Origin of the sequence: Nonomuraea sp. NPDC059023 (assembly GCF_042740095.1) — a bacterium.
Lineage (GTDB): Bacteria > Actinomycetota > Actinomycetes > Streptosporangiales > Streptosporangiaceae > Nonomuraea.
In genome coordinates this window covers 178,899-203,153 of sequence record NZ_JBHYIO010000006.1, presented here as the reverse complement: position 1 = coordinate 203,153, position 24,255 = coordinate 178,899, and the positions used below count along the sequence as shown (strand labels likewise).

Sequence of the window (24,255 nt, the reverse complement as noted above, 5' to 3'; positions counted from 1 at the left end):
AGCGTGAGGCCCGCCATGAAGCAGTTGCCCGACTCGCCGCACGCGCACGCGGATACGCGCGCCTGGCCACCCATCTCCGTCGTCATGCCCATCCTCAACGAGGAGCGGCACCTCCAAGAGGCCGTCGACATGATCCTGTCCCAGCGATACCCGGGCGAGATCGAGGTCGTGCTGGCCGTAGGACCCTCCCATGACCGGACGCAGGAGGTCGCCGACGCCATCGCGGCGGCCGACCGGCGGATCACGGTCGTCCCCAACCCCACCGGGCGCACCCCCAACGCGCTCAACGCCGCCATCGGCGCCTCCCGCAACAAGATCATCGCCAGGGTCGACGGGCACGCCATGCTGCCCGGCGACTACCTGCGCGTGGCCGTGGAGACGCTGGAGGAGACCGGCGCCGACAACGTCGGCGGCATCATGGCCGCCGAAGGGATCACGCCGTTCGAGCAGGCCGTCGCGTGCGCGATGACCTCCAAGATCGGCGTCGGCGCCGCCGCCTTCCACGTCGGCGGTACGGCCGGCCCCGCCGACACCGTCTACCTGGGCGTCTTCCGCAGGGAGGCGCTGGAGCGGGTCGGCGGCTACGACGAGCACTTCCAGCGTGCCCAGGACTGGGAGATGAACCACCGCATCCGCCAGACCGGCGGGCTCGTGTGGTTCCAGCCCAGGATGCGGGTCTCCTACCGGCCGAGGCCCAACGTGAAGGCCCTGGCCAAGCAGTACTTCCACTACGGCCGCTGGCGCCGGGTGGTCTCCCGCACCCACGAGGGCACGATCAACCTGCGCTACCTCGCCCCGCCCTTCGCGGTGCTGGCGATGGCGCTCGGGCTGATCGTCTCGCCGTTCTTCCCCCTGGCGCTGATCGTCCCCGGCGGCTACGCGCTGGCCATCGTGGCCGGCTCCGCGCTGACCGGCAGCGGCCTGCCCGGGGCGGCCAAGCTCAGGCTCCCGGTGGTCTACGCGACCATGCACCTCTCCTGGGGCTGGGGCTTCCTCACGAGCCCGAGAAAGCTCGCTCGACCGCAGCGTTGAACCGCGTGCGGGCATCCGGCTCGTCCGGGCCCAGCAGGTAGGCGCGCAGCTTCCGCCGCGCGCCCGCCAGCGCGTCCTCCCCGTCCAAGAACCCGGCCAGGGCCGCGAGGTCCTGGCCAAGCAACACCCCGGCGCCGGTCGTCGGGTAGCGCTCGTGGAAGGCCTTCTCCGCCATCCCCGACACGTTCGTCACCGCGTACGGCTTGCCGCTGGCCAGGAAGTCGGCCACCACGCTGGAGATGTCGGTGATCATCATGTCCGCCTGGTTGAAGCACGCGTACAGGTCCGGCTTCGTCACCACGAGGTGCTTGACCGGCGCCCTGGCCGCCCCGCCCGACGGGTGCCTGGCCTTCGACCTGGCCAGTTCGGCGGCGTCCAGCATCGCCACGATCTCCGCGTGGGCCCGCGCGGCCGCCTGGTCCCGGTGCCCGGTCAGCGGATGCGGCTTGTAGATCACCCGCAGCTCCGGCTGGTGGTCGAGCAGCGCCCGCACGATCCTCGGCCCCATCGTGGTCAGCGAGGTGTGGTGCAGGTCGTCCGTCCATCCCTCCCAGGTCGGCGCGTACAGCACCGTCCGGTACGGCAGGCCGGGCCCCTCGGCCGAGATCCCCTCCAGCTGGGGCCGTCCCACCTCGTGCACGTTCTCGTCCCGCACCCCGACCCTGGCCCGCCGGTACCGGTCGCGCCCGGCGGGACCGGCCACCCACACCTCGTCGTAGACCCGCGAGAACGGGTTGAACGACGCCTCCTTGTCGCTGTCGCCGTGCCCGACGAAGACGCTGCGCAGGCCGGGGATGCGCAACATGTGGATGTTCTTGCCGACGTTGGCCACGTACAGGCACACCCGGGCGCTGCCCAGCGCGTGGAAGCCCATGAGGTCGGCCGACGACGGGATGCACAGGACCGGCAGCGTGGTCTGGCCCAGCCGGTCGGCCAGGCCGCGCTCGCGCAGGACCACGATGGCCCGGCGGTCGATCCGCTCCAGCGTGGCCAGCCACATCCTGGCCTGGTAGGCGGCCTCGTTGGCGCCGCTGAAGTAGAGGATGACCTCGGGGTGGTAGTCCCTGACCTGCTTGCCGACGACGGCCAGGATGCGGGGGGCGTCGGTCAGCGGGGCGGCCCGCCGTACGTAGGGGATGAGGAGCAGCACTCCGGCACAGCCCAGCAGCAGGCCGAGACCCGCGCCCGCGGCGGCGGCCAGTCCGCCCAGGGCGGCGCCGAGCACGGGCAGGACGTCGAGGTAGAGGAAGCGCACGCCGCGGTAGTTGGTGAGGAACCCGGGCGGCGTCTTGGGGAGGTTGAGCGCGGTGACGTCCAGGTGGCGGGTGGTGACCGGCATGGTGGCGACGGTCTGGCGCAGGCGGATGGCCAGGCTCGTCTGCACCGCCCGGACCCCGTGCATCGCGAACAGCCCGGCGGCCAGCGCCGTGAGCCACGGCGAGCCCGGGGCCGTGGTCTTGGCCACGAGGATCACCGCGGCCATCTCCCTGATCACGAAGCGCACCGTGACACCCAGGTGCACCCGCGAGAGCATGTCCACGAACGGCCTGGCCACCCGGGCCGCGAGGTGCTCGGCGAGGTAGGAGAGCACGGCCACGGCGGCGAACAGCAGCGGGTGCGGCCACAGGGCGGCCAGCAGCAGGACCGGGTAGCTGCCCAGAAGCACGGCCTTGACACAGAGTCTCCGCATGCGTTCGGACAGTAACAGCTTTAGGTCCCGTCAAGCCGGACGTCGATCACCTGGCCCGTCAGATCGGAAATCAGCACGTCGAGCGAGGTCTGGGCGACGGCGCGCGGAGACAGCAGGGTGTGGGCGGGTTCCTCCCCGAAGGCGCGCTCGCGCATGGGCGTGCTGGTGCGCTCCGGGTTGACGCAGTTGACCCGGATGCCGTCGTCCGCCCACTCGTCGGCCAGCGCCTGGGTCAGGTTGACCACCGCCGCCTTCGTCGAGGAGTAGAGGCTGTAGTCGGCGCGGCCCCTGGTGTAGCTGGAGGAGGTGTAGAGCAGCAGGCAGCCGTTGCTGTCGCGCAGGTACGGGTAGGCGGCGCGGGCCACGTTGACCGGGCCCAGGTAGTTGACCCCGACCGTCTCGGCGATCGTCTCGTCGGTGACCTCGGCCAGCTTGCCCATGTGCAGCACGCCCGCGGTGTTGACCACGTAGTCGACCCTGCCGACCTGGGCCAGCGCCTTGGCCACCGAGGCGAGGTCCTCGACCCGCACGCCGTTCTGGGTGCGCGAGAAGGAGTGCACCTCGGCGCCGTGGCCGCGCGCGAGGTCCACCACGTCGGCGCCGATGCCGTAGCTGCCACCGAAGACGACCACGCTCCGCCCGGCCAGCGCCTCGCGGTAGTCGCGCGGCTGCGGCGCCGGCGCGCCGGCCGCGGCGAGCTGGAAGAGCTTGTCGGCGATGTACACGTCGACCGGGTGCGTCACCTTCATGTTGTGCTCGCTGCCCGGCACGATGTAGATCGGCACGTCCGGCAGGTAACGCAGCACCACGCCGCAGTCGTCGGTGGCCGGCTGCTTGTCGAAGTCGGGGTCGGCGAAGGCCCGCTCGTACGCCTCGCGGATCACCGACAGCCGGAAGCACTGAGGCGTCTGCCCGCGCCGCAGCCGCGACCGGTCGGGGATGTCGCGGATGATCTCCCCGCGCGGTCCCGGCACCGCCACGACGACCGTGTCGGAGCTCGGGATGGCCACGTCCACGGCCGAATACGTCTCCAGGGCCCGAACACACTCGGTGAGAATCCGGGGCTCCAGGAGCGGTCTCACAGCGTCGTGCAGGAGCACGTTGCACTCCTGCGGGCCGAGCGCCTTCAGCGCCCGCCACGTCGTCTCCGTACGGCTCGCGCCACCCTCAATGATCTTGCTGACCTTGCCGTAGCGACCCCGTGCCACGATCTCCTCGACCTGGTCGGTGAAGCCGGGAGTCATCAGCACCACGATCTCGTCGATCTCCGGCGCGGAGTCGAACAAGGCCAGCGTGTGCTCCAGGATCGTCCGCCCGGCGATCTTGATCAGCTGTTTGGGCGTGTTCAGCCCGACACGCTGACCGACCCCGCCGGCGAGAACCACCCCTACAGAGCGCAACCGAGAGTCCATGCCGCGAGCGTAACGGTCTTGTTCCGTGATATCGCGTCGTCAGGTCGCTACGCTGTGTCCACGCACTCCCTCGCGACTGGGAGGAGACCTGCGCTTTGCCCGATTCACTCACGCGAGAGACCACCGCCGCATCCGTGGTCGTACTCGCCACGACACCGGCCGCCACGCTCTCCTGCGCCGACGGAACCCTGCTCGACCGGATCAGCGACCAACTCGTCACGTTGCCCGTGCGCGACGTGCAGGTGCTGTCGTCCGGCAACGGGCTCAGCTCCGACCTGCGCGGCGTGGCCAAGCTGGCGCGTGTCTCCACCGGTCCCGTCGCGGTGCTGCCCGCCGACCTGGTCGCCCACACCGAGGCGCTCGCCCTGGTGCTCGAACATCCGGCCCGCGACTCGGCGGCGCTGGTCAGCCACGACCCGTCCGCCGCGCCCATGCGCCCGCCCGTGCGCGTCGAGGGCGGCAAGGTCGTGGCCGCGGGCAGTTCCTTCCACCTCGTCCCCGAGGCCAACGCCACCTTCCGCGGCGTCCTTCAGGCCGGCGAGGCCGACCTCGGCTGCCTGGCCGAGGTCGCGGAGGAGCTCGCGGAACTGGCCGAGACCGGCAGGCTCGGCCCGGTCAGCCCCGTCGAGGCGATCGACCTGCTGCTGGTCGGGCTGGTCCGCTACGGCGTGCGGATGCGCGCGGCGGCGATCGGCCCGCTGCACAGCGACCGGGTCACCGCGCAGTCCTCCGCCGACAGCGCCATCGAACGGCTGTCGGAGGTGGACGAGTCGCGGGTGCGGCTCAACTTCGCGGTCAAGGACGACGACGGCTTCTTCTCCACCCACTTCGTCTCCGTCTGGTCGCGCTACCTCATCAGGCCCGCGGCCCGGCTCCGGCTCACGCCCAACGCCATCACCGGGATCTCGATCGGGCTGGCCGTACTGGCCGCCGTGTGGTTCTCGGCGGGCACGCGTGAGGCGCAGGTCGCCGGAGCGGTGCTGCTCTACCTCTCGTTCGTGCTCGACTGCCTCGACGGGCAGGTGGCCCGCTACACGCGGACCTTCTCGCCGCTCGGCTCGTGGGTCGACGCGATGGCCGACCGGCTGAAGGAGTACGTCGTCTATGTCGGGCTGGCCATCGGGTACGCGGCCGGGCTGCCCTGGACCGGCGGCGGCCCCGGCGGCATCTGGTACCTGGCGGCGGCCGCGATGATCCTCCAGGTGGTCAGGCACACCATCGACTTCGCCTTCGGCGGCGCGGTCTCCGACGCCGCGCGGATCGGCTCGTCCTTCGCCCGCCCGGCGCGCTCGCTGCTGGAGTCGGCCGACGGCGGGCGCTACGCCGTGCCCAAGCAGGGGGTGCTCGGCCTGGCCCAGCGCATGGAGCGGGAGAGCGTCCTGCGCTGGCTGAAGAAGATCATCGTCCTGCCGATCGGGGAGCGGATGGCGCTGATCGCGATCACCGCCGCGGTGTTCAACGCCCGCGTCACCTTCCTCTGCCTGCTCCTGTGGGGCGGCGTGGCCGCCCTCTACTCGCTCGCCGGGCGGATCGCGAGGTCGATGGCGAAGTGATCACCATTCACATGACCAGGGTTCCCGCCAGCACCGTCGTCGCCTACCGCGACGACGGGCCGCTCTCGCGCGGCATGGGCGCGCTCGTCGCCGGGCAACTGCCGCCCCTGCCGCCGCTCATCGCCGGCGCCTTCGTCACCGGCATCCTGCTGGTGGTCGGCGTCGGCGGCGCCAACGGACTCGCGGTGTTCGCGCCGGCGGTCACGCTGCTGCTGGCCGGCCCCGGCAGCAGCGCGCCGCACGACGGCCGGCTCGACTGGCTGTGCCCGCCGATCCTGCGGGTCATCGAATACGCCTTCGTGGCCAGCTGCGGGTTCGGCCACGGGGTCCACCCCGTGCTGATCTTCATGCTGCTGGGCGCGATGGCCTTCCACCACTACGACCTGGTCTACCGGATCAGGCAGCGGGTCTATCCGCCGCCTTGGCTGACGACCTTCGGCCTCGGCTGGGACGGGCGGATGATCGCCGTCTCGCTGGCCGTACTCGTGTCGCTGCCGACGGCGGGGTTCGCGCTGCTGGCCGTCTATCTCTGGTTGCTGTTCGGCTGGGAAAGCGTGACCTGCTGGCTCGCCGCGCCCCGGTCTGGGGTGGAGGCAACGGATATGGGAACACAGGACTAAGAGCGGATTACCCTCGCAGGGCGAAAAGGCAACTAACCTTTGGGGCCTGGAGAATCACGCTCGACTGAGGAGTGCACGTTGCTGGGAATGGTGCTGGCCGCTGGAGCCGGACGACGCCTGCGGCCGTACACCGACACGTTGCCTAAAGCGCTCGTGCCGGTCGACGGTGAGACCACGATCATGGACATCTCGCTGCGCAACCTCGCCGAGGTGGGACTGCGCGACGTCGTGGTGATCATCGGCTACGCGGCCGGGGCGGTCGAGGAGCGCAAGGCCGCGCTGGAGGAACGCCACGGCGTCAACCTCACGCTCGTGTACAACGACAAGGCCGAGGAGTGGAACAACGCCTACTCCCTGTGGTGCGCGCGCGACTACTTCGCGCAGGGCGCGCTGCTGGTCAACGGCGACACCGTCCACCCCGTCTCGGTCGAGAAGACGCTGCTGTCCGCGCCGGAGACCAGCGACATCCTGCTGGCCGTCGACGACGTGAAGAAGCTGGCCGACGAGGAGATGAAGGTCATCCTGGAGGGCGGCTCGCTCAAGCGCATCACCAAGCTGATGGACCCCGCCGAGGCCTACGGCGAGTACATCGGCGCCACGCTGATCCGCCCCGCCGCCGCCGACCGCCTGGCCGACGCGCTCAAGACCACCTTCGAGCGCGACCCGCAGCTCTACTACGAGGACGGCTACCAGGAGATGGTCAACCGCGGCGAGCAGATCCACGCCGCGCCCATCGGCGAGGTCGACTGGGTCGAAGTGGACAACCACGACGACCTGGCCAAGGCTCGCACCATAGCCGTCAATTACTGAGGGAGGCGCAGATGCCGCTTCTCGCGAGGATGCTGCCCGCGCCGCTCACCATGGAGGTACGGCGCGGCGCGGTCGCCCAGCTGGGCGCGCTGCTCAACGACAGCCGGGTGGCCACCTCCGGCAGGGTCGCGGTCGCCGTCGGCCCCGGCCAGGGCGACCACATCGAGGGCCTGATCGCCCCCACGCTGGATCAGGCCGAGGTCTTCCGCGTGGCCGACGGCTCCGTAGACGCGGCCGTCTCGCTCGGCGCCGACCTGCGCAAGGGCGCCTACGAGGTGGTCGTGGGCGTCGGCGGCGGACGCACGATCGACGCCACGAAGTACGCCGCGTCGCTGGCCGGCATCCCCATGGTCGCGGTGGCCACGAACCTCTCGCACGACGGCATCTGCTCGCCCACCGCCTCGCTGGTCTACGAGGGCGGCAAGGGGTCGTTCGGCGTGCCGATGCCGCTGGCGATCCTGGTCGACCTGGACTTCGTCCACGCCGCGCCCGAGTCGCTGGTGCGCTCGGGGGTGGGCGACGTGATCAGCAACCTGTCGGCGATCGACGACTGGCAACTGGCCAACGTCGAGCGCGGCGAGCCGATCGACGGGCTGGCGTGCTCGATGGCGCGTACCGCGGCGGAGGCTCTGATCGGGCGTAGAGACTCCATCGAGACCGACGCCTTCCTGACGGTTCTGGCCGAATCCTTGATCTTGTCGGGCATGTCGATGGTAATCGCAGGGTCATCCCGTCCTTCCAGCGGCGGGGATCATGAGATCCTTCATGCCGTGGATCAGCTTTTCCCCGGCACTTCCAATCACGGCGAGCTCGCCGGGATCGGCACCGCGTTCTGTTATTTCCTGCGGGATGACGCCGGCCGACTCCAGCAGGTCGTCGACTGCCTGCGGCAGCACCGGCTGCCCGTCACGCCCGGTGACATCGGGCTGAGCGCTGAGCAGTTCACCGAGGCCGTCATGCTGGCGCCCTCCACCCGCCCGGGTCGCTACACGATCCTGGAGCACATGCGGCTGTCGGAATCCGAGGTGCGTGGACGGGTGGCGGACTATGTCCGGGCCTTCGGTAGCTGAGCTGCGCGCGGTAGCCCAGCCGGAGGGCCACCTCGACCGCAAGAACGGCGAGCACTGGGCGGGCGTGCTCTACATGCGCGCGATCTCGATCCGGGTCACCTGGCTGCTGGCCAAGACCCGGGTCACGCCGAACCAGCTCACCTGGGTGATGACGATCGCCGGCGTGCTGGCGGGCTTCGCGATGGCCCTGCCCGGGATCTGGGGGGCCTTCCTGGCCGCCCTGCTCGTGCAGGTGTACCTGCTGCTCGACTGCTCCGACGGCGAGCTGGCCCGCTGGACCGGCAAGACCTCGCTGACCGGCGTCTACCTCGACCGGGTCGGCGCCTACTTCACCGAGGCGGCCGTGCTGGCCGGCCTGGGCTGGCGGGCCTCCGAGGTGCTGCCCGACTGGTACACCGTGATGGGCTTCGCCGCCGCCCTCGGCGCGATCCTCATCAAGGCCGAGACCGACCTGGTCGACGTGGCCCGTGCCAAGGGCGGGCTGGATTCGGCCAGTGAGGCGTCGGTGGGGCAGTTCCGCTCGGGGCTGCTCGGGCTGGGCCGGCGCATCCTGTCGGCCACGAAGTTTCACCGGATCGTGCAGCCGATCGAGCTGTCCCTGCTCGCGCTGGGCACGGCCGTGATCGACCAACTGGCGGGAAACCTGACGGCGACCCGTGTACTCACCGTAGCCTGCCTGATAGCCGCGGGACTCCAGATGGTGTTGCACCTGGTGAGCATCTTGGCATCGAGGCGGCTTGCGTGAGCCCCCTTCGGAACCGCTCAGGCTCGGCGTCCGTCGTATTGATCGGACGTCCGCCGTTCGGTGGGGGTTCACCCACGGTTCCGATACGCTTAGCTCCACCAATATCAGGAAATATGCATACCAGCAGACTCGGTGATCATGAAAGAATGCTCCGCTCGTGCTCTCAACGCGTCAAGGTGATGACCCGTTGAAGATCTCGTGCGTCATCCTCACCATGGGCAACCGGGTCGCGGAGCTGAACCGGGCGGTCGATTCCGCGCTCAACCAGGTCGACGGCGACGTCGAGGTGGTGATCGTGGGCAACGGGGCCGACGTGCCCGAGGTGACGGCGACGCCACCCGAGGGCTCGGCCGCGATCGTGAAAACGATCCGCCTGGAGCACAACACCGGCATCCCGGCCGGACGTAACCGGGGCGTCGAGGAGTGCTCGGGCGACGTCGTGCTGTTCCTCGACGACGACGGCTGGTACGCCAACCAGAAAGTCGTCGCCCACGTACGCGACCGCTTCGCCACCGAACCCGATCTGGCCGTCATCTCCTTCCGCGTGATGGACCCGGAAGGCGGCGTCGGCCAGCGCCGCCACGTGCCGCGCCTGCGCGCCGGTGACCCGCAGCGCTCCTCGCCGGTCACCACGTTCCTGGGGGGCGCCTCGGCCATCCGCCGTTCCGCCTTCCTCCAGGTGGGCGGGCTGCCCGAGCGCTTCTTCTACGCGCACGAGGAGACCGACCTGGCCTGGCGGCTGCTCGGCGAGGGCTACCGGATCGAGTACGACGCCGAGACCGTCATGTACCACCCGCAGGTGCCGCCGACCCGCCACGCCGACTTCTACCGGCTCAACGCGCGCAACCGCGTGTGGCTGGCCCGGCGCAACCTGCCCTGGCCGCTGGCCGCCCTCTACCTGGTCAACTGGGTCGTGCTCACGCTGGTGCGCGAACGCTCCGGCACGGCCCTGAAGGCGTGGTTCACCGGCTTCCTTGAGGGCCTGCGCACCCCCGCGGGCGAACGCCGCCCGATGGCGTGGAAGACCGCCTGGCGCATGGTGAAGCTGGGCCGCCCGCCCATCGTCTAGAGGTCCACCGCGGCTCCGAACGACATGCTCGCCCGCTCCACCGTCGTGCTCAGCAGCGCCCGTTTCGGCAGGCCCAGCTCGCTCAGCTCCTTGGCGATCGGGTGGTTGCCCAGCCTGACCAGGGCGCCTCCCGGCCGCAGCCGTACGCCCCTCGCCGACATCTCTGCGGGGATCTTCCTCGTGACGCCGTCGCGGTGGGTGTAGGCGGTCAGGGGTACGGCCGGCCTCGGCACCGGGAAACCCGGCTTCAGCAGCAGGTCGATGACCAGGCGGCCGTCCTTGCGGACGATGCAGCGCTTGTAGGGGGAGGACAACCTCAGGTCGATCTCGGCCAGCTCCTTGGGGAATCCCCACATCGAACGGCCGGCCTCCATCGTGAACGACTGGTCCACGGGTAGCCAGTGGATGAACGCCGCGGCGTTCCGCAGATCGGACAGGCCCGCCGCGCCCGCCGTACCTGGTTGGCGGACCAGGAACGCCACCCCGAACTCGTGGTAGGTGTCCAGGTCGCCGTCACGGTAGTCGACGAAGATCAGCGTGCAGATGGCCTTGCCGGGGAAGACCTCGGCCACGTCCAGTCCCGAGTAGGCGATCACCGCGCGGGCGGCGTCGGCGCGTACCGGGTACATCGTGCTGCAGACCGTCGCGTCTCTCACCCGGACGGGCAGAATCACCGTTCGGCCCTGGATCAGATGCGATGCCATGCCTCCAGTACATCAATCACGAAGCGATGTGACCATTCCTGTCCGGATCCCGTCTGGTGTGATGTGACTGTCCCAGGAACGCGGAGGCCATCATCATCGAGGAGCTCTATCGCGAGCACTGGCCGCTCGTGTGCGGGTTCCTGCTGCGCCGGACCCGCGACCCCCACCTGGCCGAGGACCTCGCCCAGGAGACCTTCGTCAAGGCCACCCGGGCGATGCTCGGCTGGCGCGGCGAGAACCCGGCGGCCTGGCTGCTGGTCATCGCCCGCAACGTCCTGCTCGACCACGTGCGCCGCAGGCGGGTCGAGCTGGCCTTACCCGATCCGGACGAGCTCGGCGTCCCCTCCATCGGGTCCCGCGCCCTGGAGGTACGCGACGCCCTCGACCGCCTTCCGCCCCAGCATCGGAGGCTGCTGGAGCTGGTCTACCTGGAGGGCTTCTCCATGGTCGAGGTGGCGGCGATGACCGGCAAGAAGCACAACACGATCAAGACAGCGGTGTGGCGGGCCCGGGCGGCCTTCGCCGAGATCTACGGAGCCCCCTGATGAGCGAGCTGGACCTGCCCGACTTCGACCCCAAGGCCACCAGGAAGGCGGTGCGGCGCGGGCTGGTCAAGACGGCCTCGCTCGTACTGGCCGGGCTGCTCGCGCTGACGCTGGTGCTGGTGGTGGCGCCGATCCTGGTGCAGAAGAGCGGCGGGCGCGAGGACCGAATCTATGACGTGTACGGCACCGCGTTCAAGATGTACAACCCCGGCTACCGGATCGAGCTCGGCGAGTGCTGCGACACGACGCCCTGGTCGTCGAGCCTCCCGCTCGTGGCCAGCCAGCTCAGGGCCCAAGGCGGGTTCAACAGCAGGGTGGAGGTGCCCTACAAGATCACGACGAATCTCTTCGGCGGGCTGGAGCGCCTGCCCCTGGGCAACTCCGCCAACACCTCGGTGTCCACGGCGCTGAGCATGGTCGGCCACAGGTCGCCCATCGACAAGGACGGCGCCCGCGAGGTCCTCGCCGGGCTGCCGAAGAGCATGCGGGTCATGGCCCTCGTGGAGTTCAACCAGCCCGCCACGGCGGAGCAACTGGTCGCCTTCGGCAAGGCATACCAGACCTGCCCCGAGAAGATCGTCTACGAGGCCCGGCCCGGATCCGTGCCGATCACCTTTGGGTCGATCATGTGGGATCGCACGCCGGTCCCGCAGAAGTCGGGCATGTGCTATGACATCCCGCCGGACGTCCTGGCGGAGTTCCGCTCCTGGGACAAGATCCTCCGCGACTCCGACGCGGCCGACCTGCGTGCCTTCGACCTCACCCTCGAACGCGTCCGCAAGGCCGCCAAGGACGGGCTCGCCTACGCCTACATCGACGGTGGCGTGCCGGTCGAACGCCTGCGCAAGCTGCTGGAAGATCCCCGGGTGCGCGCGGTGGGGCTCATCGACGCGACCTTCGACATCGTCCGTTTCTAGACCGCCAGTGAGTGCGCCACCCCTGCCAGCGACTCCATGCGGGCCACGAAGGCCGGGGCGTGGTCGGGCCAGTGGTGGTGCAGGCGGGCGTAGGTGTGGCCGCGGGCGCCCATGTTGGCCCTGCGGTCGGGGTCTTCCTTGAGGTCGAGTACGGCATGCCGTACCGAGTCCACGTCAAAAGGGACGACGAGCCCGCAGCGAGCGGTCTGCACCAGCGTGCCCGACTGCGGAGTGGTGATGACGGGCACGCCACGCCCCATGTAGTCCAGCACCTTGGTCGGTACGCCCGTGACGTCGGCGGGCGCCAGGGAGATGCCGGCCAAAGCGCCCTCGACCATGCGCAGCGCGTGGCGGTTGGGCACATGGCCGTACCAGTCGAGCAGGCCGACCCGCTGGGCGTCGCGCAGCAGCACCCGCGCCTCGCGGTCGGCCTGGCCGATGAGGTCGAGGCGGATGCCGTGCGGCACCAGACGTTCGGCGAGTGCGATGAGCTCGGCGGCGCCGCGCTCGGCCGTCAGGCGACCGAGGTGGACCACCCTGGTGTCGCCGGGAGGGGGAGGGGCGGGCGACACCAGAGTGGCCTCTGGCACCACGGATGGCGAGATCACGTGGTGGCGGCGCTCCGCGCGTGCGGCCCGCCGGGAGTCGGCCGGTTCGCGTACGTCCCAGACCACCGGCGGATGCCGGTAGGGCAGGGCGCGCAGCAGGTCGGCGTCATGCACGAGAAGCAGGTCCGCGCCTCTGACACCGCGGCGCAGGGCGGCCCGCGCCCTGCCGTGCCCGGCGCCGCGCGGTACGTCGATCGCGGTGATCGGCTGCGGTGGTGTCACGTTGAAGTAGGTGAACGGCGCCACGTACGTGATGTCGTGGTCCGCATCGAGGAGTGCGCGGATCTGCCGATGCATGATCCTGGCATCCTCGGGATGATGGTCAATCGTCGCGACACATACCCGCATGTCTTTGATGCTGAGGTTTGCCCGGGTCAGTCAGGTGAAGGGCGGTGGAACTGACGATTAACTTCCGGAGGGACGGCGGTATAGCCAGGTCAAGCGTGGCTCAAGGACCCACTTGAAGACCGTCCGCGTCTCGGGCAGGCACAGGACGATGGCCAGGGCGAACGCGCTGGAGGCGATCGCGAGCACGCCCAGCGGTCCCTGCAGCCAGGGCAGGTCGAGCCAGCCCTGGTCCTTGGCGATCAGCACGGGGATGCCGTGGAGCAGATAGGCGTAGAGCGTGCGGGTGCCGAGGTCGGAGTACCAGGTCTCGCCGCGCGGGACCAGCGACAGTACGGCGAAGCACATCGCCAGCGAGCAGGCCAGCAGTCCGGTGCGCACGCCGAGGCCCATCCACCACGACAGATCCATGTCCTGGTAGCTGTGCTTGAAGTAGAACGGCTTGAGCGTGGGATCGAACCGGGCCACCAGGATCGCGCTGGCCGCGGCGCCGACCAGCGTGACCGCCGAGACGATCTTGATCCACCTGCGGTTGAGCAGCTCGAAGTGCTCGGGCTGCATGACCAGGCCGATCACGAAGAAGGGCAGCAGGCCGAAGAAGCGGTCCATGCTGAAGTCGCCGCTGATCTGCGAGAACCCGGCGAACAGGTAGATCGCGATGGCGACCGGGATGGGGAACTTCATCCGCTTCCACACCGGCGTCGACAGCCGCCAGAACAGCAGCGCCAGCAGGTACCAGTTGAGCCACGCCGGATCGATGATCGTCAGGCTCCACTTCTGCCCGACGGCGGTGCGGAGCACGGCGTAGCCGACCTCGACGATCACGTACGGGATGACGAACGTGTCGACGAGCTTGTTGGTCTTGGCGTTGGAGTTCCAGAAGTTACGCGACAGGTAGCCGCTGATCAGCACGAACAGCGGCATGTGGAACATGTAGATGAAGATGTACAGCGACCGCGAGGAGTCGGTGTTGAGCGTCGGCACCAGCGAGTGGCCGACGACGACCAGCGCGATGAGCACGAACTTGACGTTGTCGAGATAGGGGTCGCGCTTCTTGGCCGGCGGCGGCGCCGGCTCCTGCTCGTCCTTCTCCTGGCCCCAGAAACCCGCGTCCTGCCCCGGCAGCGGCCACCGGTTCTTGGCGTCGGTGCTGTCCTGCTGCTCGATGGTGGTGGCAGGGACGGAGGACCGGGTGTCAGTCACGTGGCAGACGCTCAGTTCGTTCGGGGTCGGGGGAACGCGACCGCCTGTCTCGACTGACGCCTGGACGACGTCGTACGAGCGCAGTCGCCGACCTGACAACTTTAGCGCCGCGGGACACTCCTGTCTCTGAAGGAGCGCCAAGAAACCCCGTATCCACAGGGAACTTGGAGGTTAGGTGCACACGTTGGACTGGTTTGCACTCACAGTGTTCTGCTTGACGTCTTCGGAGACCTTTGTCACCTTTACGCCCTTCCAGTCGTCGCCGACGATCAGCTGGATCACCGGCGGCTTCGCACCGCCGACGGGCTTCGCGGGCGGGACGGTGGAGGTGTAGGGCTCGGTGGTCAGCGGCTTCACGCCGCCCTTGGCCGGGGTGACGGCCGGTGAGGTCGCCTTGCCCACGACGCCGGCGTAGTCCTCGCCGTTGGTGGCCTTCTTGCCGTAGCGCAACTCGGTCTTGGCCACGCTGCCGGTCGCGGGCTTGTAGTTGCCCAGGCTGACGACCCGGAAGCCCTCCTTGGTGAGCTGGTCGGCGACCTCCCTGGCCTTGCCCTGGGTGGCGGTGCCGTTGAGTACCTGGACCTCGACCTGCTCGGGCTTGACCGTGATCTTCGGCTTGGCCGAGCCGGTGGGCGTGGGCTCGGGCACCGCGATGTCGACGTCGGTCTTGATCATGTTGAAGAGCTCGTTGGCGGCGGGCTGCTTCCAGACCACGCGGTTGGGGTCGGTGGGGTCGGCCCCCCACGGCACCGTGATGAACTTGACGTCGCCCGCGGTCATCTTCGCCGCGCTCTGCGCGATCTGGATGAGCTTCTCCGGGTCGTCGGCCAGGCCCGGGTCCATGGTGACCGACTTGCCGGCCGCCTTCACGAAGGCGGACAGCGCGGGCACGTTCGTCAGCAGTTCGCTGCTGGTGGCCTTGGCGACGACCTTGCCGAGGAAGAGCTGCTGGCGGCGGATGCGCTGGATGTCGCTGCCGTCGCCGTAGTTGCGCAGGCGGACGAAGCCGAGCGCCTTCTCGCCGTCGAGCATGCTCTTGCCCGGCGGCAGCACCAGCTTGGACTTCTTGTCGTTGACGCCGCTCTTGAGGCAGATCTCGATGCCGCCCAGGGCGTCGACGATGTTCTTGAACCCGCTGAAGTCGACCTCGGCGAAGTGCTGGATGCGGATGCCGGTCAGCGTCTCCAGGGTGGTCATCGTGCAGGCGATGCCGCCGGAGTTGTAGGCCGCGTTGATCATGTCCCGGTGGGGCGGCATGATCGCGCCGGTGGTCTCGTTCTCACAGCGCGGGATGTCGACCATCGAGTCGCGCGGGAAGCTGATGAGCTTGGCGCCGTCGCGGTTGGGCGAGATGTGCATCAGGATGATCGTGTCGGTGCGCTTGCCCGCGCCTCTGCGGGCGTCGAGCTGGCCGTAGCGGGCGTTGCCCTGGCCGTCGCGGGTGTCGGAGCCGACCAGGAGGATGTTGAGCGCCCCGGAGGAGTTGGCCGGGCGGGCGTTGAGGATCTTGTCGTCGACGCTCTTCTTCTGGATGGCGCCGATCGCGTCGCGATAGATGGTGTAGCCGGTCAGTGAGCCGGCCACGACCACGCCGGTGAGCCCGATGCTGACCCAGGCCAGGATGCGCATCTTGTTGGGCCCGCCGCCGCCCTTGGCGCGGCGGCCGCGGGGCGGCTGGTCGTCGGGGGGCGGAGGCGGGGGCGCCGCGCGACGCGGGCCGCGCATGCCGCCCGGGTCGGTCTGAGCGTTCCTTCTGTCCTGGACGGACACACTCCGATGGTCACTCATACGCCCCCCTCAGCTCCAACACGGCCCTCCTCTGTTCGAAGAATTCGCCAGGCCGTATCCAGCTGGCTCGGTCGCACACTTGCGGCACGAGACTAGGTCACGTACGGCGTGCCAGGAGCCATGAATGACCGAATCGGTCGTGACCCCAGCGTGATGTTACAGGGCCAAAGCATACTCAGACCTGGACATTTCGTGGAATATCAGCGTGAAAGTCTTTACTGTTTTGCCAGGTCGGAGCGGCTGCGAAGGGCCAGGGCAAGACATGCCAGCGGTACGGCCGGCAGCACGTACCGGTAGTCGAATTCGGCCACCGCAGCCGGGACCACGAGCAGCGCCACCGCCGTTGACCAGGGCACGAGCCACTCCAGTTCCGGTCGGCGCCGGATTACGGACAGGGCGGGCGGCACGAGCAGCACCACCAGCAGGATGGTCCCCGGCAACCGCGCCACATCCTGGTAGGCCCGCAACCACCCCGCGTACGGCTCCACCACCTGGGTCGCGATCGGCCCGCCCTCGTAGCGCTCGGCCAGCTGGGCGCCCAGTTGCGCCGCGTGCCTGCCCGGCGGGCCCGGCTCCCGCGACGGGAACTCGTAGTAGTCGTAGATCTCCTGGTCGGGGTAGACCGGGCGGCCCCAGGTGAACGTACGGGCCAGCTCGGAGGCGATCGAGGCGGCGTAGTCGAGCGGCTGCGAACCGATGGCCAGCAGGGCGAACCGCCCCGCCAGGGCGTCGTTGGCCCGCGAGAACGTGATGCCGGGCAGCCTGACCAGCGGGGTGTCCTGCGACCAGACGTACTCCTGCGAGGGCGGGCGGCGGTCCGGCGGGCGGGGGTCGCAGAGCACGCGCAGGTCGGGCGGCGGGTCCATCTTCTGACAGTCGGCGAACGACTGCGTCCTGGCGTAGAGGAAGACGCCGTTGGCGCCGACCAGGCCGACGCGGTCGTAGGTGGCGTAGAACCAGCCCATGTACGCCATGACCGGCACCAGGGCGGCGGCCAGCAGGACGCCGGTCAGGGCGAGCTGCCTGCGGATCAGGAACCAGCAGGCCAGCAGCACGACCAGGGGCTGGCCGATCGTCCTGGTCAGGGTGGCGGCGGCCAGGAGAAGGCCGACGGCGGTGGCCGTGCGCCAGGTCATCCGATCCCGGATCGCCAGCACGACGGCGGCGGTGACCAGGAACATGAACAGGGTGTCGGAGACCAGCAGATGTTCCAGCTCGATCTGGTACGCGTCCAGGAGGACCGGGACCGTCGCCAGCGTCCTGATCCAGGGGCGGGCCCTCCTGGCGGCCAGGTAGATCATGACCGCTACCGCGAGGCCCATGAGGTGCTGCACCGCTGTGACGGCGGCGAAACTGCCGAACGGTTCCAGGAGCTTGAGGAACATGGAGTACCCGGCCGGGCGTACCAGGTCGGGGCGGGGGCGGAAGACGGTGACGATGTAGGTGTAGGAGTCGGGGAACCACAGGGCCGGACGGAAGCCGAGCATCGCCAGCAGGCGCAGGACGGCTCCTGCGGCGAACAGGCCCACGAACCAGCGGTGCTGCTTGGCGGCGGCCCGGACGGCGATGTTCGTGGCGCGGCTGAGGACCGCGGCCGCGGCCTTGGCGGCAGGCCTGCCGAGACCGGATTCTTCCTGCGCCCGATCCGCTGCTTCTTCCGGTGTCTTAGCCGCTGCGCCGGGTTGGTCCGGTGTCGCCTCCTTCAACGGCCCTCCCCTGTTCACCGCCGTCCGGCCGTACGCTACCGGCTTCCATACGTTTCGCGATCTCACGCGGGCGTGTTGTCGGCCTCGTTGGATACCCTCGCGATCAGCGATGGCACCCTCCTGGCTGCGGCCCGACGAGACGCGGAGGCCGTCGGCGGGCCGGGTGCTCGCCACGGCCTCGCTGCTGCCTGCCCTGGCGGTGGCGGGCTGGCTGCTGGCCGGGCTGCCGCTGCTGATGGCGGGGGCGTTCCGGCCGGTGTTCACGGTGGTGCTGGCGCTGCCGGTCATCGCGCTGCTGTGCTGGGTGGGGCTGCGGCGCCTGCCCGAGGCGGTGGAGGCCACCGGGCGGCAGACGGCCGGGGTGCTGGTGATCGCGGTGGGCTCCGGGGTCTTCAACGCGATCTTCCACAGCGAACAGCTCATCGTCCGCCGCGACCCGGCCACCTACGCGCAGTACACCGCCTGGATCGCCGAGCACGGCTCACTGCCCATCCCGTACCAGGAGCAGGCCTTCGGCGGCCCCGACCCGGCGCTCGTCTTCGACAGCGTCGGCTTCTTCGACTTCGGCGGGGCGGTGGTGCCGCAGTTCATGCCGGGCCCGCCCATGCTCTTCTCGGCGGCCGACTGGCTCGGCGGGATGCTGCTCGGGCCTCCGGTGCTGGGGGCGCTGGCGGTGCTCACGGTCGGCGGGGTGGCGGCCCGGCTGGCGGGCGGACGGTGGGCGCCGGTGGCGGCGCTGGCGTTCGCGGTGAGCCTGCCGATCCTCTACACCTCGCGGACCACGTTCAGCGAGATCCCGTCACTGATCCTCCTGTTCGGCGGCCTCTCCCTGGCCCACGACGCCCTGACCCGCATCTGGACCCCCATGCTCGCCCGGTCCCACGGGGCCGGCCGGTCGCGCGGGGTTGGGCGGTCGCGCGCCGTCGGGGCGAGCGGCACAGCAGGGCGCACCACGGCGACACACGTCCTCCCGCCCCGACAGCACGACCCGGCGGCCCCCACCGGTGAAGAAGCCGCTCCGGGGTCCAGGGCCGGATCGGAGAGCGCCGGGACCGTCACCACAAGGGCAACGGCGGGTGGGGAACGCGCTGACGCCGCCGGCATCGGAGCTGGAAGTTCGGCGGGCGATGAGAGCTCGGCCGACAGCGGAGGCGTGGGCAGCAGGGAGAGCGCGGGCGGCGGTGGCTCGGCGGGCGATGGTGGCTCGGCGGGCGGAACGAGCGTGGGTGGTGGGGGCGCGGGCGGCAGCGGAAACGCGGTGGCTGGTGGTGCGGGCGGTGGTGGCGCGGCGGGGGGCACGAGCGCGGGTGCGGGGGTTGGGGGTGGCGTAGGCGGGCCCGGGAGCGGGGTTCGGTGGGTTGCCGGGCTGGCGGGGCTGGTGTTCGGGCTGGCCACTCTGGTGCGGATCGACGGGTTGCGGGACGTGCTGCCCGTGCTGGCGTTCGCGGGTCTGCTGGTCGCCATGAGCCGGTTCCGGCGGCCGGTCGGCGTGCTGGGGCTGCCGCTGCTCGGTGGGCTAACGGTGGGAGTCGGGCTGGGGTTTCTGGCGGCCTACACGTTCGCGCGGCCGTACCTGGCCTATCTGTCGCGTTCGGTGGTGCCGCTGCTGCTGATCTGCGGTGTCGTCCTGGTTCTGACGCTCGTGGGTACGGCCGCCGCCCCCCGCCTGGCCAGGATCCGGCTGCCCCGGCGGCTGCCGGAGATCGGCGCGGCGCTGGTGGCCCTGGTGATGGTCGGCTTCGCGGTGCGGCCTTGGGTGCAGACGGTGCATCGGGAGCCGGTGAGCAGGGACGACGTGCGGACGGCCCGGTTCATCGAGGAGACGCAGAAGGCCAATGGCCTGCCGGTCGACGGAACCCGGCTGTACTTCGACGAGTCGCTCTACTGGGTGATCTGGTACGTGGGCGTCCCGGTCGTGGTGCTGGCCACGGTGGCGGCCGCCGTCCTGGTGCGCAGGCTGCTGCGCGACGCCGCCGCGTTCGAGTGGCTGCTGCCGCTGGCCGTCATCGGCTGGACCACCGTCACCACGCTGCTGCGTCCCGAGATCACGCCGGACCAGCCGTGGGCCGCGCGCCGCCTGGTCCCGGTGGTGATACCGGGGCTGATCGTGCTGGCGGTGTGGGGGCTCGACTGGGTCCGCGACAAGACCCGCAGGCTCGGGTACGGCTCGCGGGTCCAGGCCTGGACGGCCGGCGTCGGGACGGTGCTCATCCTGGTCCCGCCGGTCATCACGTCCATCGGCACCGCGTTCACCCCGATCGAGCGGGGCGAGCGCGCGGCCGTGGAGGCGATGTGCCGGGCGATCCCGCGCGACGCCTCCGTCCTGATCATCGAGCGGGTGACGGCCGACCGCTTCACCCAGGTGGTGCGGGGCATGTGCGGCGTCCCGGCCGCCGACGTGCGCCGGGAGGGGAGCTCGGACACGGCCAGGAGAGAAGACGTCGACCGCCTGATCGCCGGGGTCGAACGGGCCGGCCGTACCCCCGTGATCCTCGCGGCGAGCGCGGACCAGGTGCGTTTCTACGGCCCGTTCGAGCAGGTCATGGCCCTGGCCACCCGCCAGGACGAACGGTCGCTGACCGAACCGCCCAACGGCACCTGGAGCCTGCGGATCAACGTCTGGATGTCCCACCCAAAAAACCCCATTTGACCTAGATCATGGGTGATCGCGATTATGTGTCGCCATGAGGCGTACGTGGGTGGTCGCGGCGTTAACGACGGCGCTGGCGACCAGTGGAATGGGCTCGGCCGCGGCCGACACCCCGGCGGACAGCACGCTGGGCGAGACCTCGCTGAACGAGGCTCAGGAGAACAGGGACGCCGAGCCGGGCGCCGGCGACGTGAGCGTCGAGCCCGGGAGCGGCGCGGACGGGGTGGTCGCGGTCGCGGTCTCGCCGCTCCCGACCCCCAAGGCCGCCTGGCCGACGACGGGCCGCCTGACGGTCTACCTGTGCTCCAAGGCCAGCCTCCAGAAGAAGTGCGACGGCCGCGGACCTGGTGACGAGCAGAAGCGGAAGATCGAGCGGCTGCTGAAGCGGCTGTCCGGGCTGTCCGGCGTGCGGTACGTCTCCGAGGACGAGGCCTACCGCAACGCCCGCGAGGACGGCCTGCGCGTGCGGAAGGGCGCCATCCCGGCTTCCTTCCGGGCGGATGTCAAGGTCCCGAACGTGAACCTGGGCCCGAAGCTGGAGAAGCTGCCCGGGATCACCACGGCCAGGGTCTGGCGGACGGACTTCTGGGCCGGGAGGGCGCAGGCGAAGGTCGAGCTCTGCGGTCCGGCCAACTGCCCGGGGCGTGGCGCGATCACCGACCACGAGCGGGACGCGGTCTTCGAGGCGCTGCGCACGCTGCAGGGCGTGAAGAAGGTCTACCTGGAGTCGCGCCGGCACGCGATCGACAACTGGCGGCGCGTCACCTACGAGAACCGGACGCCCGCCGTGGGCGAGTACTTCCATCTCGTGCTGACGGACTCGTCGGTGTTCGAGCAGATTCGGCCTGCTCTGCGGGGTCTTCCGGGGGTGGATCAGGTTTCCCGGCATCGCTGATGTGGACGCCGCGTTCCGTTGGGCAGAGTAACCTCGACCCACGTGAGCACGCCTGAGACCCCCCAGAGTGGACCCGCCGTGGAAGAAGCGCCGTACGTCACGATCGTCCTGCCTTGCTACAACGAGCAGGATCATGTCATCGACGAGGTCGAGCGAATCACCGAGGCGATGGACTCCAGCGGCTACACCTACGAGCTCGTGGCCGTCGACGACTGCTCGACGGACGCGACGCTGGCGAAGCTGCAGGAGGCCGCCCCGCGATTCCCGAACATGCGGATCCGGGCGTTCCACCGCAACGGGGGATCGGGCACCGTACGCAGGATCGGCACCCAGGAGGCGCGCGGCGAGATCGTCGTGTGGACCGACGCCGACATGACCTACCCGAACGAGCGCATCCCCGACCTGGTCCAGATTCTGGAGAAGGACCTGACGATCGACCAGGTCGTGGGCGCGCGCACGTCGGAGGAGGGCTCGCACAAGCTGCTGCGGGTGCCGGCCAAGTGGGTGATCAGGAAGGTCGCCGAGAAGCTCGCCGGGCAGAAGATCCCGGATCTCAACTCCGGTCTGCGGGCCTTCCGCAAGTCGGTGGCGCGGCCGTACCTGCGGCTGCTGCCGCCCGGGTTCTCGTGTGTCACGACGATCACGCTGTCGTTCCTGTCGAACCAGCACGACGTCTACTACCTGCCGATCGGCTACGCCAAGCGGGCGGGCAAGTCGAAGTTCAGCTTCGTCTCCGACGCCTACCGCTACATCCTGCAGGTCCTGCGGATGATCATGTACTTCAACCCGCTGAAGGTCCTGATGCCGCCGGCGTTGTGGCTGGTCGGCATCGGGTTCGTCAAGGGCGTGTGGGACATGGTCCAGCATCCCTTCTACTTCCCGGCCAACACCGTGATGATCTTCCTGTCGGGCATGCTGATCGGCGCCGTCGCGCTGCTGGCCGACCTGATCGTGCGGAGCAGGGGAGAGTAGGTGCGGATCGCGATCGTCGGCCCGACGTACCCGTACAAGGGCGGCGGGGCGCAGCACACCACCGAGCTGGCGCACCGGCTGAGCGCGCTGGGGCACGACGTGGTGATCGAGTCGTGGAAGGCCCAGTATCCGGGCTTTCTCTACCCCGGTCAGCAGACGATCTCGGCTCCTGAGGGCCGGCCGTACCCGAAGACGCTGCGCAGGCTCGACTGGCGGCGGCCGGACGGGTGGGTGGCGTGCGGACGGCGGTTGCGCGGCGCTGACCTGGTGATTTTCGCGGTGCTCAGCCCTGTGCAGGTGCCTGCTTATTTGGGGATTTTGTACGGCATGGCGGGCAAGACCACGGCGGTGGCGCTGTGCCACAACGTGTTGCCGCACGAGCGCAAGCCGTATGACAGGCCGCTGATGAAGGCGCTGCTCAAGCGGGTCGACAGGGTGCTCACACACTCGGATCAGCAGGCCGCGCTGGCAAGAGAGCTCACGGCCAAGCCGGTCCGGGTGGCCGCGATGGCACCCCACCTTCCCTCGAAAAATGCCGAAAAATCGGGGCAAGTCCACAACAATCTGCTCTTCTTTGGGATCGTCCGGCCGTACAAGGGGCTGGATCTGCTGCTCAGGGCGTTGCCGGACGGGGTCGGGCTGACCGTCGCCGGGGAGTTCTGGGGCGGGTTGGAGGAGACCGAGCGGCTCATCTCCGAGCTGGGCATCGGCGACCGGGTGGAACTGCGGCCCGGGTACGTGGCCGCCGACGACGTGCCGGAGCTCTTCGCCCGCGCCGACGCCCTGGTCCTGCCCTACCGCAACGCCACCGCCAGCCAGAACGTGTGGCTCGGCCACGAGCACGGCGTCCCGGTGATCGCCACCCGCGTGGGCGCGCTCGCCGACCACATCACCGACGGCGTGGACGGCCTGCTGGTCGAGCCGGAGGACGTCGAAGGGCTCAGGAAGGCGATCGACCGGCTCTACGCCGATCCGGTCGGGTTGCGCTCCGGGGTCAAGTCGGTGGACCCGGAGCCGTTCTGGTCGGCGTACGCGGCGGCCTTGCTGGAGTCCTGACGGCCCAGCAGGAAGGCGGCTCCGGCCGCGACGGCGTCGGCCAGCGTGAAGGCCACGCGCGACAGCAGCGCCACCGCGAAGGCGGCGCCCGTGCCGATCAGCGGAGTGAACACCAGCACCAGCGCGCCCTCGCGCACGCCCACCCCGGCCGGCACCACGAACGTCAGCAGCCCGGTCGCCCAGGCGAAGGCGTAGGCGCCGGTCGCCAGCACGTAGAGGTCCCACCGGCCGGCCAGCAGCATGGTGTGCACGCCGTAGATCAGCCAGCCGAGCGCCGTCCACGCCACGGCCACCAGCACGGTACGGCCCGGCAGCACGCTCTCCAGCGGCTCCTTGCGCGCCAGCCGCAACGCGAGATTGAGCCCCCAGGTCAGCACCTTGGGATGCAGGCAGACCACGATGACCGGGACGATGAGCAGCAGATACCAGGCTTTGCGCAGCGCCTCGTGCGTGGCCAGCGTGGCCGCGGCGATCGTCAGCGCCACCCCGAGGTTGATCACCAGCGCGAGCGAGATGCACGCGAACGTACGCCGCGGCGGGCTGCCGTGGTCGCGCCCGAGATCCATCATGGCCGCGTAGGCCCAGACCGAGCCCGGGATGTACTTGCCCAGCTGGCCCACGAACATGATCCGCCCGCTCACCCGCAACGACAGCGGCGAGCCCAGCCCGGCCAGCACCTCCCGCCAGGCCACCAGCATGCAGAACTGCCCGGCCAGGACCGCGGCGAACGCCCCCGCCAGCGCCCAGGGCGACAGGCCGGACAGCGCGGCCGTGGTCTCACCCCAGTTCTTGGCCAGGCCGTACCCGAGAAATCCGAGCGCGACCAGGGCGAGCAGGACACGCAGCAGGCGGCGGAGCATTCGCC

Annotated in this window: 21 protein-coding genes; 13 read left to right on the top strand and 8 right to left on the bottom strand. The window is 69.9% G+C overall.

Annotated elements, in window-relative coordinates; translation table 11 throughout:
* The first annotated feature begins 15 nt into the window (after nucleotides 1-15).
* Entirely contained in the window at nucleotides 16-1,032 is a 1,017-nt protein-coding gene (locus ACFWYW_RS12920; protein WP_379609914.1) for a glycosyltransferase family 2 protein, read from the top strand.
* Here the strand turns inward: ACFWYW_RS12920 and ACFWYW_RS12915 are convergent.
* Both ACFWYW_RS12915 and ACFWYW_RS12910 read right to left on the bottom strand, forming a co-directional pair.
* Nucleotides 995-2,722 carry a CDP-glycerol glycerophosphotransferase family protein gene (locus tag ACFWYW_RS12915; protein WP_379609913.1) on the bottom strand — a complete coding sequence of 576 codons (1,728 nt, stop codon included), beginning with the start codon at nucleotides 2,720-2,722 and terminating at the stop codon, nucleotides 995-997. The two genes, ACFWYW_RS12920 and ACFWYW_RS12915, sit on opposite strands and share 38 nt — an antisense overlap.
* A 20-nt stretch (nucleotides 2,723-2,742) precedes the next feature.
* Nucleotides 2,743-4,134 carry an SDR family NAD(P)-dependent oxidoreductase gene (locus ACFWYW_RS12910; RefSeq protein WP_379609912.1) on the bottom strand — a complete coding sequence of 464 codons (1,392 nt, stop codon included), beginning with the start codon at nucleotides 4,132-4,134 and terminating at the stop codon, nucleotides 2,743-2,745.
* Between the two features lie 95 nt (nucleotides 4,135-4,229).
* Here ACFWYW_RS12910 and ACFWYW_RS12905 point away from each other — a divergent pair, with 95 nt between their 5' ends.
* From ACFWYW_RS12905 to ACFWYW_RS12880, 6 genes are all read left to right on the top strand, one after another.
* Nucleotides 4,230-5,687, top strand: a complete 1,458-nt coding sequence (locus tag ACFWYW_RS12905) for a CDP-alcohol phosphatidyltransferase family protein (RefSeq protein WP_379609911.1) — start codon at nucleotides 4,230-4,232, stop codon at nucleotides 5,685-5,687.
* Nucleotides 5,688-5,698: 11 nt separating this feature from the next.
* On the top strand, nucleotides 5,699-6,307 hold the full coding sequence (locus ACFWYW_RS12900; RefSeq protein WP_379609910.1) for a DUF5941 domain-containing protein: 609 nt from the start codon (nucleotides 5,699-5,701) through the stop codon (nucleotides 6,305-6,307).
* Nucleotides 6,308-6,385: 78 nt separating this feature from the next.
* On the top strand, nucleotides 6,386-7,117 hold the full coding sequence (locus tag ACFWYW_RS12895) for a sugar phosphate nucleotidyltransferase (RefSeq protein ID WP_379609909.1): 732 nt from the start codon (nucleotides 6,386-6,388) through the stop codon (nucleotides 7,115-7,117).
* 11 nt (nucleotides 7,118-7,128) lie between these two features.
* Complete coding sequence (locus ACFWYW_RS12890; RefSeq protein WP_379609908.1) at nucleotides 7,129-8,187, top strand: iron-containing alcohol dehydrogenase family protein; 1,059 nt, start codon at nucleotides 7,129-7,131, stop codon at nucleotides 8,185-8,187.
* Nucleotides 8,165-8,932, top strand: coding sequence for a CDP-alcohol phosphatidyltransferase family protein (locus ACFWYW_RS12885; RefSeq protein ID WP_379609907.1), 768 nt, complete (start codon nucleotides 8,165-8,167; stop codon nucleotides 8,930-8,932). The genes ACFWYW_RS12890 and ACFWYW_RS12885 overlap by 23 nt, the downstream gene beginning before the upstream one ends.
* A 187-nt stretch (nucleotides 8,933-9,119) precedes the next feature.
* Nucleotides 9,120-10,001: a glycosyltransferase family 2 protein gene (locus ACFWYW_RS12880; RefSeq protein WP_379609906.1), complete on the top strand. Its 882-nt coding sequence runs from the start codon at nucleotides 9,120-9,122 to the stop codon at nucleotides 9,999-10,001.
* On the opposite strand, the gene ACFWYW_RS12875 is transcribed toward ACFWYW_RS12880, so the two are convergent.
* The gene (locus ACFWYW_RS12875) at nucleotides 9,998-10,705 is read right to left on the bottom strand and encodes an acetoacetate decarboxylase family protein (protein ID WP_379609905.1); all 708 of its coding nucleotides are present in this window, start codon (nucleotides 10,703-10,705) and stop codon (nucleotides 9,998-10,000) included. The two genes, ACFWYW_RS12880 and ACFWYW_RS12875, sit on opposite strands and share 4 nt — an antisense overlap.
* A gap of 89 nt (nucleotides 10,706-10,794) precedes the next feature.
* Here ACFWYW_RS12875 and ACFWYW_RS12870 point away from each other — a divergent pair, with 89 nt between their 5' ends.
* Nucleotides 10,795-11,250, top strand: a complete 456-nt coding sequence (locus tag ACFWYW_RS12870; protein WP_379610118.1) for an RNA polymerase sigma factor — start codon at nucleotides 10,795-10,797, stop codon at nucleotides 11,248-11,250.
* Nucleotides 11,250-12,167, top strand: a complete 918-nt coding sequence (locus ACFWYW_RS12865; protein ID WP_379609904.1) for a hypothetical protein — start codon at nucleotides 11,250-11,252, stop codon at nucleotides 12,165-12,167. Before ACFWYW_RS12870 ends, ACFWYW_RS12865 begins: the two co-directional genes overlap by 1 nt.
* On the opposite strand, the gene ACFWYW_RS12860 is transcribed toward ACFWYW_RS12865, so the two are convergent.
* The 4 genes from ACFWYW_RS12860 to ACFWYW_RS12845 all read right to left on the bottom strand — a co-directional run bounded on the left by ACFWYW_RS12860 (nucleotide 12,164) and on the right by ACFWYW_RS12845 (nucleotide 17,817).
* Nucleotides 12,164-13,072 carry a glycosyltransferase gene (locus tag ACFWYW_RS12860; protein WP_379609903.1) on the bottom strand — a complete coding sequence of 303 codons (909 nt, stop codon included), beginning with the start codon at nucleotides 13,070-13,072 and terminating at the stop codon, nucleotides 12,164-12,166. The two genes, ACFWYW_RS12865 and ACFWYW_RS12860, sit on opposite strands and share 4 nt — an antisense overlap.
* Nucleotides 13,073-13,180: 108 nt before the next feature.
* Nucleotides 13,181-14,323 carry an acyltransferase family protein gene (locus ACFWYW_RS12855; RefSeq protein ID WP_379609902.1) on the bottom strand — a complete coding sequence of 381 codons (1,143 nt, stop codon included), beginning with the start codon at nucleotides 14,321-14,323 and terminating at the stop codon, nucleotides 13,181-13,183.
* A 171-nt stretch (nucleotides 14,324-14,494) separates the two neighbouring features.
* Nucleotides 14,495-16,093, bottom strand: coding sequence for an LCP family protein (locus ACFWYW_RS12850; RefSeq protein WP_379609901.1), 1,599 nt, complete (start codon nucleotides 16,091-16,093; stop codon nucleotides 14,495-14,497).
* Nucleotides 16,094-16,326: 233 nt separating this feature from the next.
* Nucleotides 16,327-17,817 carry a hypothetical protein gene (locus tag ACFWYW_RS12845; protein WP_379609900.1) on the bottom strand — a complete coding sequence of 497 codons (1,491 nt, stop codon included), beginning with the start codon at nucleotides 17,815-17,817 and terminating at the stop codon, nucleotides 16,327-16,329.
* A 109-nt stretch (nucleotides 17,818-17,926) separates the two neighbouring features.
* Here ACFWYW_RS12845 and ACFWYW_RS12840 point away from each other — a divergent pair, with 109 nt between their 5' ends.
* Genes ACFWYW_RS12840 through ACFWYW_RS12825 form a run of 4 tightly spaced genes read left to right on the top strand, consistent with a single transcriptional unit; the run spans nucleotide 17,927 to nucleotide 23,390 of the window.
* On the top strand, nucleotides 17,927-20,467 hold the full coding sequence (locus ACFWYW_RS12840; protein WP_379609899.1) for a hypothetical protein: 2,541 nt from the start codon (nucleotides 17,927-17,929) through the stop codon (nucleotides 20,465-20,467).
* 34 nt (nucleotides 20,468-20,501) lie between these two features.
* Nucleotides 20,502-21,362 carry a hypothetical protein gene (locus ACFWYW_RS12835; RefSeq protein ID WP_379609898.1) on the top strand — a complete coding sequence of 287 codons (861 nt, stop codon included), beginning with the start codon at nucleotides 20,502-20,504 and terminating at the stop codon, nucleotides 21,360-21,362.
* A 42-nt stretch (nucleotides 21,363-21,404) separates the two neighbouring features.
* Nucleotides 21,405-22,334 (top strand): glycosyltransferase family 2 protein, encoded by a 930-nt coding sequence (locus ACFWYW_RS12830; protein ID WP_379609897.1) that lies wholly within the window; start codon nucleotides 21,405-21,407, stop codon nucleotides 22,332-22,334.
* Complete coding sequence (locus ACFWYW_RS12825; RefSeq protein WP_379609896.1) at nucleotides 22,335-23,390, top strand: glycosyltransferase family 4 protein; 1,056 nt, start codon at nucleotides 22,335-22,337, stop codon at nucleotides 23,388-23,390.
* On the opposite strand, the gene ACFWYW_RS12820 is transcribed toward ACFWYW_RS12825, so the two are convergent.
* The gene (locus tag ACFWYW_RS12820; RefSeq protein WP_379609895.1) at nucleotides 23,297-24,250 is read right to left on the bottom strand and encodes a lysylphosphatidylglycerol synthase domain-containing protein; all 954 of its coding nucleotides are present in this window, start codon (nucleotides 24,248-24,250) and stop codon (nucleotides 23,297-23,299) included. The two genes, ACFWYW_RS12825 and ACFWYW_RS12820, sit on opposite strands and share 94 nt — an antisense overlap.
* Between the last annotated feature and the right edge of the window lie 5 nt (nucleotides 24,251-24,255).

Bases quoted from the DNA above. Each gene is read 5' to 3' on its own strand.
- ACFWYW_RS12910 (WP_379609912.1), bottom strand. From the start codon at position 4,134: ATGGACTCTCGGTTGCGCTCTGTAGGGGTGGTTCTCGCCGGCGGGGTC.
- ACFWYW_RS12820 (WP_379609895.1), bottom strand. From the start codon at position 24,250: ATGCTCCGCCGCCTGCTGCGTGTCCTGCTCGCCCTGGTCGCGCTCGGA.
- ACFWYW_RS12840 (WP_379609899.1), top strand. From the start codon at position 17,927: ATGGCACCCTCCTGGCTGCGGCCCGACGAGACGCGGAGGCCGTCGGCG.
- ACFWYW_RS12920 (WP_379609914.1), top strand. From the start codon at position 16: ATGAAGCAGTTGCCCGACTCGCCGCACGCGCACGCGGATACGCGCGCC.
- ACFWYW_RS12900 (WP_379609910.1), top strand. From the start codon at position 5,699: ATGACCAGGGTTCCCGCCAGCACCGTCGTCGCCTACCGCGACGACGGG.
- ACFWYW_RS12865 (WP_379609904.1), top strand. From the start codon at position 11,250: ATGAGCGAGCTGGACCTGCCCGACTTCGACCCCAAGGCCACCAGGAAG.
- ACFWYW_RS12885 (WP_379609907.1), top strand. From the start codon at position 8,165: ATGTCCGGGCCTTCGGTAGCTGAGCTGCGCGCGGTAGCCCAGCCGGAG.
- ACFWYW_RS12875 (WP_379609905.1), bottom strand. From the start codon at position 10,705: ATGGCATCGCATCTGATCCAGGGCCGAACGGTGATTCTGCCCGTCCGG.
- ACFWYW_RS12890 (WP_379609908.1), top strand. From the start codon at position 7,129: ATGCCGCTTCTCGCGAGGATGCTGCCCGCGCCGCTCACCATGGAGGTA.
- ACFWYW_RS12915 (WP_379609913.1), bottom strand. From the start codon at position 2,722: ATGCGGAGACTCTGTGTCAAGGCCGTGCTTCTGGGCAGCTACCCGGTC.
- ACFWYW_RS12860 (WP_379609903.1), bottom strand. From the start codon at position 13,072: ATGCATCGGCAGATCCGCGCACTCCTCGATGCGGACCACGACATCACG.
- ACFWYW_RS12835 (WP_379609898.1), top strand. From the start codon at position 20,502: ATGAGGCGTACGTGGGTGGTCGCGGCGTTAACGACGGCGCTGGCGACC.